Raw genomic sequence first — 9,534 nt, forward strand, 5'->3', positions numbered from 1 at the left:
CCCCCACCCCGCTCGACTAAAGGCCCGGCTGCGCCGGACCAAGTCTCACTGCCCCTCCCCCGAAGGGGAGGGGCTAAAATCGTTACGCGTCTTCGGCGAGCTTCGCGGCCTTGGCAACCGCTTCGTCGATGCCGCCGACCATGTAGAAGGCCGCTTCGGGCAGATGGTCATATTCGCCGTCGACCACCGCCTTGAACGACTTCACCGTGTCTTCGATCGCGACGAACTTGCCGGGGATGTTGGTGAAGACTTCGGCGACGTGGAACGGCTGCGACAGGAAGCGCTGGAGCTTGCGGGCGCGCGCGACGGTCAGCTTATCTTCTTCGCTGAGCTCGTCCATGCCGAGAATCGCGATGATGTCCTGAAGCGACTTGTACTTCTGCAGCGTTTCCTGAACGCGGCGAGCGGTTTCGTAATGCTCCTGGCCGACGATCGCGGCGGTCAGAACGCGGCTGGTCGAATCGAGCGGATCGACCGCCGGATAGATGCCGAGTTCCGAAATCGCGCGGTTCAGCGTCGTCGTCGCGTCCAAGTGGGCGAACGACGTCGCCGGCGCCGGATCGGTCAAGTCATCCGCGGGAACGTAAATGGCCTGCACCGAGGTGATCGACCCCTTGTTGGTCGAGGTGATGCGTTCCTGCAGCGCGCCCATGTCGGTCGACAGCGTCGGCTGATACCCCACGGCCGAAGGAATACGGCCGAGCAGCGCCGACACTTCCGAACCCGCCTGGGTGAAGCGGAAGATGTTGTCGACGAAGAAGAGCACGTCCTGGCCTTCGACATCGCGGAAATATTCGGCGATCGTCAGGCCCGACAGCGCGACGCGCGCACGCGCACCCGGGGGCTCGTTCATCTGGCCGAACACCAGCGCAACCTTCGAACCTTCGGGGGTCGGATTGCCGTCCTTGTCCTTGGCGATCACGCCGGCGTCGAGGAACTCGTGATACAGGTCGTTGCCTTCGCGGGTGCGTTCACCGACGCCCGCGAACACCGAGGTGCCACCATGGCCCTTGGCGATGTTGTTGATCAGTTCCTGGATCAGCACGGTCTTGCCGACGCCCGCGCCGCCGAACAGGCCGATCTTGCCGCCCTTGGCGTAAGGCGCGATCAGGTCGATGACCTTGATGCCGGTGACGAGGATGCTGCTTTCGGTCGACTGGTCGACAAACTCGGGAGCCTTGGCGTGGATCGGCGCGCGGCTGGCGGCATTGACCGGGCCCTGTTCGTCGATCGGCTCGCCGATGACGTTGAGGATGCGGCCGAGCGTCTGCGGGCCGACGGGCACCGAGATCTGCGCGCCGGTGTCGGTCACCGGCTGGCCGCGCGTCAGGCCGTCGGTTGCGTCCATCGCGATGGTGCGGACGGTGTTCTCGCCGAGGTGCTGCGCGACTTCGAGGACAAGGCGGTTGCCGTTGTTGTCGGTTTCCAGCGCGTTCAGAATCGCAGGCAGGGTGCCGGTGAACTGGACGTCGACGACGGCGCCGATGACCTGGGCAATGCGGCCCGTGGCGATGCCGGTGCTCGCAGCCTTCGGAGCGGCGGCCTTCTTCGGCGCGGCAGGCTTCTTAGCGGGAGCCTTCTTTTCAGCGGGAGCGGTAGCCATTTTCGTTTCCTTGCCTTCGATTTTCAATCTTCGATTACGAATTTGATTGGTTGAAACCATGTCCGTCGCTGCGCGACGCCGTTTTTATCTCTCAGTGGTTCGCGGGTTTTCGAAAGAAAAAGCGGACATATCTTGTCCAAAAAATCTTTCGGCGCTTCTGCCGACTCGGCTTCGCATTTGTCTATCGTGCCAGATTCGTCTGCCTCCAGTCGGAGACGCACACGCGCCACTTGCGTCGGAGCAGTTTGAGCAGACGAAGGCGGTTGCTCTGCCGCTGGAACCGCATTGGCTTGAGCCAAAAAAGCCAGGAGCACAGTGCCAATCATCAGAGCGCTTCCGCGCCAGCAATGATTTCAATCAGTTCGGTGGTGATCGCCGCCTGACGCGTGCGGTTGTAAATGATGGTCAGCTTGTTGATCAGGTCGCCCGCGTTGCGCGTCGCATTGTCCATCGCGGTCATCGACGCACCCTGTTCGGACGCGGCGTTTTCAAGGATGCCCTTGAAGATCTGGATCGTGATGTTGCGCGGCAACAGGTCGGCAAGGATCGCTTCCTCGTCGGGCTCATATTCGACCGCTGCGCCGCCGGGTGCCGGAACATCGACCGGCGCGGGAACGGGGATCAACTGCTGGCCGGTCGCTTCCTGAAGCAGCGCCGAACGGAACTTCGAATAGAAAAGATGCGCGACGTCGAACGCGCCGGCTTCGTACAGCTCCATGACCTTGGCCGAAACCTCGTGCGCCTGATCGAAGCCGATGTCGCGGATGCCGGTCGTTTCATAGAGCTCGGTGATCTGGCCCGCGAACAGGCGCGCGATGACCGGACGACCCTTGCGGCCGATCAGGTAGAAGAGAACCTTCTTGCCGTGTGCCTGCAGTTCGAGCGCCTTGTCGCGCGCCGCCTTGACGATGTTCGAGTTGAACGCGCCGGCGAGGCCGCGGTCGCTGTTGAGCACGACGAGCAGGTGCGTGTCGCTCTTGCCGGTGCCGGCAAGCAGCTTCGGTGCGCTGTCCGACCCGCCGACCTTCGACGCCAGGCTGGCGACGACGCCTTCGAGGCGCGTCGCATAGGGACGCGCGGCTTCGGCAGCCGCCTGCGCCTTGCGCAGCTTGGCCGCCGCGACCATTTTCTTGGCCTTGGTGATCTTCTGGGTCGATTTGACCGAGTTGATCCGCCCTTTGAGTTCTTTCAGGTTTGCCATGAAGGCCCCTATATTTCGTCATCCCGGCCGCAGCCGGAACGACGGAATGTTTTAAGCGAAAATCTTGGCGAACGCTTCGAGCGCGGCAACGAGGCCCTTCTTGGCGTCGTCACCCAGATCCTTGGTGTCGCGGATCGTCTTGAGCACGCCTGCATGGTCGCTGCGCAGATAGGCGAGCATCGCCGCTTCGTAACGCGAGACGTCGGTGACCCCGACCTTGTCGAGATAGCCGTTGGTGCCGGCGAAGATCGACGCGGTTTGCTCTTCGAACGGCATCGGCTGGAACTGCGGCTGCTTCAGCAGCTGCGTCAGGCGCGCGCCGCGGCCCAGCAGCTTCTGCGTCGACGCGTCGAGATCCGAACCGAACTGGGCGAAGGCTTCCATCTCGCGATACTGCGCGAGTTCGAGTTTGATCGAGCCCGACACCTTTTTCATCGCCTTGGTCTGTGCGGCCGAGCCGACGCGCGATACCGACAGGCCGACGTTGATCGCCGGGCGGATGCCGGCGTTGAACAGGCCGGTTTCGAGGAAGATCTGGCCGTCGGTGATCGAAATCACGTTGGTCGGGATGTACGCCGACACGTCGCCCGCCTGCGTTTCGATGATCGGCAGCGCGGTGAGCGAACCCGAACCATTGTCGCTGTTCATCTTCGCGGCGCGCTCGAGCAGGCGGCTGTGCAGATAGAAAACGTCGCCGGGATAGGCTTCGCGGCCCGGCGGGCGGCGCAGCAGCAGCGACATCTGGCGGTAAGCGACGGCCTGCTTCGACAGATCGTCGTACACGATCACGGCGTGCATGCCGTTGTCGCGGAAATATTCGCCCATCGTGCAGCCGGTGTACGGTGCAAGGAACTGCAGCGGAGCGGGCTCCGACGCGGTCGCGGCGACGACGATCGAATATTCCATCGCGCCATTTTCTTCGAGCTGGCGGACGATCTGCGCGACGGTCGAGCGCTTCTGGCCGACGGCGACATAGATGCAATAAAGCTTCTTCGATTCGTCGGTGCCCGCGTTGGCTTCCTTCTGGTTGATGAAGGTGTCGATCGCGACGGCGGTCTTGCCGGTCTGGCGATCGCCGATGATCAGTTCGCGCTGGCCGCGGCCAACGGGGACGAGGGCGTCGAGCGCCTTCAGGCCGGTCTGGACGGGTTCGTGCACCGAGGTGCGCGGGATGATGCCCGGCGCCTTCACTTCGACGCGCATGCGCTTCTCGGCCTTGATCGGACCCTTGCCATCGATCGGGTTGCCGAGGCCATCGACGACGCGGCCGAGCAGGCCCTTGCCGACGGGAACGTCGACGATCGTGCCGGTACGCTTGACGACGTCGCCTTCCTTGATCTCGGCGTCGCTACCGAAGATCACGATGCCGACATTGTCGGCTTCGAGGTTCAATGCCATGCCCTGCACGCCATTGGCGAATTCGACCATTTCACCGGCCTGGACGTTGTCGAGGCCGTGGACGCGGGCGATGCCGTCGCCGACCGACAGGACCTGACCGATCTCGCTGACCGTGGCGTCGGTGCCGAAATTGGCGATCTGGTCCTTGATGACCTTGCTGATTTCAGCGGCGCGGATTTCCATTATTCAGCCTTTCATCGGGGCATTTAGGCGTACGGGCTTTCAGCCCTTCATCGCCTGCGCGAAACTATTGAGACGGGTACGGATGCTGCCGTCGATCAGCTGGCTGCCCAGCTGGACGACGAGGCCGCCGAGAATGGCGGGATCGACGGTCGTGACGACGGCGACATCGCGGCCGACACGGGATTTGAGGTTCGCCGTCAGCTCGCTGAGCTGCTCGGCGGAAAGCGGGTGCGCGCTGGTGACCTTGGCGGTCACTTCGCCGCGGTGATCGGCGACGATCGCGTCGAAGGCGTCGATCATCTTGGGCAGATCGGCGAGGCGGCGGTTCTCTGCGAGCACGCCGAGGAACTTGGTGGTCAGCGAATCGAGCTTCATCGCCTTGCCGACGGCGCCGATGGCGTTCGCGGCGTCGGTACGGCCGACGACGGGGCTGGCGATCAGTGCCGTCAGGTCGGCCGATTCGGCGAGACCCGCGCGAAGGTCAGCGAGGCTCTTGGCGACCGCGTCGATCGCATTCGATTCGCGGGCCAGATCGAACAAAGCGACCGCATAACGGCCCGCGAGGCCCGCCGTGATGTTGCCCTGAATGCCGCCGGAATTCTCCACGCGTGAAAGTCCTTTGTTGCTATCCCGTGGGGGATGGGTCGCGCACTTTTGCGGGATATTCGACGAATGTCCCCCACGCGAAGTCGCGGCGCGCCTAGCAACGATTTTGCTGCAATGCAAGGCGGGGTGAGAGCTATGGGCGAACTCTGCCGCTCCCTCGACAAAACAGGTTTGCGAGGGCCGCCCTATATGTCTCGCGCTTTGAGCTATCCTCGGTGGATCAAAGCGTCATTGAGAGCTTCGACGACCCTCCGTATGTGCGTTTCGTCGGTGTCCGATAGGGCTTTCACCTCGCCAGACGAGCTCCGCAAAACGACGATATGAGTCGTCTTCTGTTGATAAAGGAGGAATCCACAAACTGCGGCAACAAGAAAACCAAATATCTGCATTCCGCCGCTGCCTGCGAAAAGCAATAGTACACCCAGAATGAGGGCTATGATGAGTCCGGTTCGCTGTGGTTGATTTTCGACGTGAGCAATCGAAGTGACACCGTTCATCGCGTGAGTCTGATTGTCGACCACGAAACGGGCATTTGTTACGCGAACAACGCCGCTCTGATAGAATATTTTCTCGTCCATATTCCCCCTCGCTTCCCTCGGTCGCTTCTCAATTATTTCACTTCATTTCTCAAGCCTGCGATTAAGCCAATTTTCGCCTGATGCATAATCGGCGCGGCGCTTTCCCGTGGAGCTTGTCGGAGAGGCATTCCTTCTTCAAAAGTGCGCCAAGAAAGACTGGACTGCGACAAGCTTGGTCCGAACGTATGTGGGGGAAGATTGTGGGCGAGATGATCCGGATGACGATGGACGACGGCGCCGAAATCGCGGTCTATCACGTGCAGCCTGACAGCGAGCGCCGCGGCGGGTTGGTGCTGATCCAGGAAATCTTCGGGGTCACCGACCATATTCGCGAGATGTGCGACGAATATGCGGCTGAGGGATATGAGGTGCTGTCGCCCGCGCTGTTCGACCGCGAGCATCCGGGGTTCGAGAGCGACTATTCGGGGCCGCAGTTCCAGCGCGCGGTGCAGCTGGCGCGCGAGCTGCATCCCTTCGATCAGAGCCTGAAGGATGCGCAGACGTGCATCGATGCGCTCAAGGGCAAAGGTCCCGTGTTCATCACCGGCTATTGCTATGGCGGCTCGGTCGCGTGGCGGATGGCGCAGATCAGCCCCGACCTTGCGGCTTCCTCGGCCTATTACGGCAGCCTGGTGCCGACGATGTTCAGGGAAGAGGCACCCGCCTGCGCGGCGATCGCGCATTTCGGCCGCTATGACGACGGCATCCCGATGGAAGGCGTCGAGGCGCTGATCGCGAAGGATCACCCGACCGCGCAGATCTTCGTCTATGAAGCGGGGCATGGTTTCAACAGCGACCGGCGCAAGGATTATCACGCGCCGAGCTGCGAGCTGGCGAAAGAGCGGACGCTGATGCTGTTCAAGGCGTGCGGGGGGTGAGGCTGGTCTTCATTCACGGACCGGCGGCGTCGGGCAAGCTGACCGTCGCGCGCGAACTCGCGGCGCAGACCGGGCTGCCACTGTTCCACAACCATCTGGTCGTCGATGCACTGCTGGCGATCTTTCCTTTCGGCAGCGACGCCTTCGTCCAACTGCGCGAGACGATGTGGATGGATGTATTTCGCGCGGCCGCGGCCGACGGGCGAACGCTGATCTTCACCTTTCATCCCGAGGCGAGCGTCGCCCCCGACTTTCCGGAGCGGGTCGTAGCGCTGGTCGAACAAGCCGGAGGGCAGGTCGATTTCGTCGCGCTGACGTGCGCGCGAGAGATTGTCGAAGCCCGTATCGACGCGCCGTTGCGGCGGGCTAGCGGCAAATTTTCGTCGGTTGCGCTGTATCGCGAGCTCGCGGCGAAGGGCGCCTTTGTCTATCCCCCGCTTCCCGCCGCGCGGATCGCGGTCGATTCGGGAACCATGCGTCCCGCCGAAGCGGCGGAACGAATTCGCGCCGCGCTCGGCCTCGGATAGCGCGCAAGTGGTGAAGCTGGCCCTGAACCTGTTACTGGCGCTTGCCGTCTTCGCGATCGTCGCGACGGCGTTGCTCTATACGCAGCAGCGCCGCCTGATCTTTCCGGCGCCCGCATATTATCCGCAGGCGGCCGCCGGCTTTCGGCTCGTCCACACGCAGACCGGCGACGGCTTGCGGCTCTCGGCTTTCTATCGCCCCGCGCGGCCGGACAAGAAGACGCTCCTCTTCTTTCACGGCAATGGCGACAATATGCTCGGCGCGATCGAGGCAACGCGCGGGCCGGCGGCGGCGGGGCATGGGCTGATGCTCGTCGAATATCGCGGCTATGGCGGCAATCCCGGATCGCCCGATGAGGCGGGACTGTACCGCGATGGCGAGGCGGCGATGCGCTGGCTCGCCGCGGCGGGGGTCGAGGCGCGCAATGTCGTCGTCGTCGGCAATTCGATCGGGTCGGGACCCGCGACCGAAATGGCGCTGCGGCACGATGTCGCGGCGCTGATCCTCGTCTCGGGGCTCGCCGACCTGCCTTCGGTGGTGAAAAACCAGGTCCCGATCGTCCCGCGCTGGCTGGTGCGCGACCGGTTCGACAATGTTGCAAAGCTGGCCCGCGTGAAGGCGCCCGTTTATCTGATGCACGGCGACGCCGACACGTTGGTGAAACCCGGCAATCTGGCGCGGCTGGCACGGGCGCGGCCCGATGCGACCGTGGCGCGCGTCGCGGGCGCGGGACACGAGCTGGTCTATACCGCCCCCGCGCAAGCGCTTCTCACGAAATGGGTCGACGGGCTCCGCTGACGTTCAGTCGCCGGTCGCGGGCTTCGCCGCCGCGCCCGAAGCGGGCTGGCAGCGATAGACGAGCCGCTCGTTCGGGGTGGCGGGAAGCGCGGTGCGGATCGCGTCCTGCTGCGCGGCTAGCCCTGCGAGCTCGTCGGGATTGGCGGTGCAGCTCTTCAGCGTGATCGCCGCGCGCGTCTCGCGCGCCTTGGTCATCGTTTCGGCATCGAGCAGATAGCGGTCGACACGGTAATCGCGCCTGGTCGAATCGATCGACGCGACGGTGACCGTCGCCTCGTCGTTCGGCACGAGGATGCGCTGCCAGCGATCATCGGGCCCTCTCGTATATTGGGTGCGGCCGTTGACGCAGCCGCCCTTGCCGATGGCGATCGGAACGTCGGTGGTTGCCGACACGGTGATGCGGCTGCGGTCGGGGCGGATCGTACAGAGGAGGCTGCCCTGCGCGAGCTTGGGCGTTTCAGCAGAGGTGGCGGGCTTTACGTCCTCTGCGCTCTCGGCATGCGCGTCGGGGCGGGTGGCGAACAGGATCGCGGCGCCGAGCATCAGCACCGCGCCCGCGCCGCCGGCGATTTTGGCGTTCCGGACATTCTTCTGGCTGTAGAAGAGCAGGCCGGCGCCCGCGGCGAGCGCGCCGATCACGAAAAGGACGCCCGCGAGCGCGATCCGGTTTTCGCGCGATGCCAGCGCATCTTCCTCGGCGCGCGCCTGCTTGATGTCGCGGTCGAGCTTTGCGGCGGCCTCTTTGGCGGCATTCGCCTCGGCGCTCGCGCGCGATTCGGCGTCCATCGCGGCGCGGTCGCGCGCATCGGCCTCGGCCATCGAAACGCAGGGCGTCCCGATGCTGGTATATTGCTGGTCCGCATCGGCGAGGAAGCGCATGAGCTCGCGCCCGGCAATGGCAAAGGCGAACGGCGAATCGCCGTCGTCGGCGCGCGTGATCGCGGTGTTGATCCCGGTGATTCGGCCACACTGGTCGACCAGCGGCCCGCCCGAATTGCCGCGCGAAATCTTCGCGGTGTGGATCAGCATCGCGACCCCGTCGACGCTCTGTGTGTTCGACATATTGCCTTCGCTGCGCGTCGGGGTGCGCGGGGTGATATAGTCGTTGGCGCTGCGCGCGGTCGCAAGGTCGACGTTGCCCGGATAGCCGAGCGCGACGACATCGGCGCCCGATTCGAGCGGGCCGGTGTAGATCGCGGCGACGGGCAGGCGGCCCTCGGTAATCTCGATCAGCGCAAGGTCGCGCGCGGTATCGATCGCGATCAGCTTGCCCGCGAAGCTTTTCTGCCCTTCGGAGGGGACGACGCCCAATGCGACATTGTCCGGATATTTGACGGCCGATTCGACGACATGCGCGTTGGTGATGATCCGCGTCGGCGAAATCGCGATACCGCTGCCATGCCCGAAACCGACGACCTCGCCGTCGACCATCGCGACGGTGACGACGCGCACGACGCTGCGCGACGCGGCGCTGATGTCGTCGGCGGCGCGCGCCGGAAGCGTGAGGGTAAGAAGGGCGAGCAGCAGCGCGAGGAGGCGGGTCATGCGGCGCACACTAGCCAGCCGGGAAGCGAAGGCAAGCGCGCCGGATGGAGTTTCGGACAGGGCGATCATGCCGGCTGCAAACTGAAGGGCAGAATGTCGGCCTTGGGGTGGTGAGCGGCCGTAAGAGTGGGTGCGCGGGTATCCCCTCCCGCAAGCGGGAGGGGCAGCGAGGCTTGCCAGCTTGCTGGCTAGCCGCAGCGGGGTGGGCCATCGCAACGT

The 9,534-nt window shown here is 64.1% G+C and carries 10 protein-coding genes; 3 read left to right on the forward strand and 7 right to left on the reverse strand.

What is annotated here, in order from left to right; all coding sequences use genetic code 11:
• Positions 1-82: 82 nt before the first annotated feature.
• The 6 genes from atpD to ACREBX_RS05585 all read right to left on the reverse strand — a co-directional run bounded on the left by atpD (position 83) and on the right by ACREBX_RS05585 (position 5,569).
• Positions 83-1,603: a F0F1 ATP synthase subunit beta gene (gene atpD / locus ACREBX_RS05560; RefSeq protein ID WP_431560762.1), complete on the reverse strand. Its 1,521-nt coding sequence runs from the start codon at positions 1,601-1,603 to the stop codon at positions 83-85.
• A gap of 23 nt (positions 1,604-1,626) precedes the next feature.
• A complete protein-coding gene (locus ACREBX_RS05565) occupies positions 1,627-1,929 on the reverse strand; it encodes a hypothetical protein (RefSeq protein WP_431560763.1) in 303 nt (100 codons plus the stop codon).
• Positions 1,929-2,804, reverse strand: a complete 876-nt coding sequence (locus ACREBX_RS05570; RefSeq protein WP_431560764.1) for a F0F1 ATP synthase subunit gamma — start codon at positions 2,802-2,804, stop codon at positions 1,929-1,931. The genes ACREBX_RS05565 and ACREBX_RS05570 overlap by 1 nt, the downstream gene beginning before the upstream one ends.
• Positions 2,805-2,855: 51 nt before the next feature.
• On the reverse strand, positions 2,856-4,385 hold the full coding sequence (gene atpA, locus ACREBX_RS05575) for a F0F1 ATP synthase subunit alpha (protein ID WP_431560765.1): 1,530 nt from the start codon (positions 4,383-4,385) through the stop codon (positions 2,856-2,858).
• Between the two features lie 39 nt (positions 4,386-4,424).
• Positions 4,425-4,991 carry a F0F1 ATP synthase subunit delta gene (locus ACREBX_RS05580; protein ID WP_431560766.1) on the reverse strand — a complete coding sequence of 189 codons (567 nt, stop codon included), beginning with the start codon at positions 4,989-4,991 and terminating at the stop codon, positions 4,425-4,427.
• 206 nt (positions 4,992-5,197) lie between these two features.
• A complete protein-coding gene (locus ACREBX_RS05585) occupies positions 5,198-5,569 on the reverse strand; it encodes a DUF6232 family protein (RefSeq protein WP_431560767.1) in 372 nt (123 codons plus the stop codon).
• A 209-nt stretch (positions 5,570-5,778) separates the two neighbouring features.
• On the opposite strand from ACREBX_RS05585, the gene ACREBX_RS05590 reads away from it, so the two are divergent.
• From ACREBX_RS05590 to ACREBX_RS05600, 3 genes are read left to right on the forward strand one after another with little or no spacing between them, the layout of a single operon-like run.
• Positions 5,779-6,447 (forward strand): dienelactone hydrolase family protein, encoded by a 669-nt coding sequence (locus ACREBX_RS05590; protein WP_431560771.1) that lies wholly within the window; start codon positions 5,779-5,781, stop codon positions 6,445-6,447.
• A complete protein-coding gene (locus ACREBX_RS05595; RefSeq protein ID WP_431560768.1) occupies positions 6,444-6,974 on the forward strand; it encodes a shikimate kinase in 531 nt (176 codons plus the stop codon). The genes ACREBX_RS05590 and ACREBX_RS05595 overlap by 4 nt, the downstream gene beginning before the upstream one ends.
• A gap of 7 nt (positions 6,975-6,981) precedes the next feature.
• Positions 6,982-7,770 carry an alpha/beta hydrolase gene (locus tag ACREBX_RS05600; protein WP_431560769.1) on the forward strand — a complete coding sequence of 263 codons (789 nt, stop codon included), beginning with the start codon at positions 6,982-6,984 and terminating at the stop codon, positions 7,768-7,770.
• A gap of 3 nt (positions 7,771-7,773) precedes the next feature.
• Here the strand turns inward: ACREBX_RS05600 and ACREBX_RS05605 are convergent, their stop codons facing one another.
• Positions 7,774-9,315, reverse strand: a complete 1,542-nt coding sequence (locus ACREBX_RS05605) for a S1C family serine protease (RefSeq protein WP_431560770.1) — start codon at positions 9,313-9,315, stop codon at positions 7,774-7,776.
• Positions 9,316-9,534 lie beyond the last annotated feature (219 nt).

The sequence above is a fragment of the Sphingopyxis sp. genome, from assembly GCF_050725655.1.
In the GTDB taxonomy this organism is placed as follows: domain Bacteria; phylum Pseudomonadota; class Alphaproteobacteria; order Sphingomonadales; family Sphingomonadaceae; genus Sphingopyxis.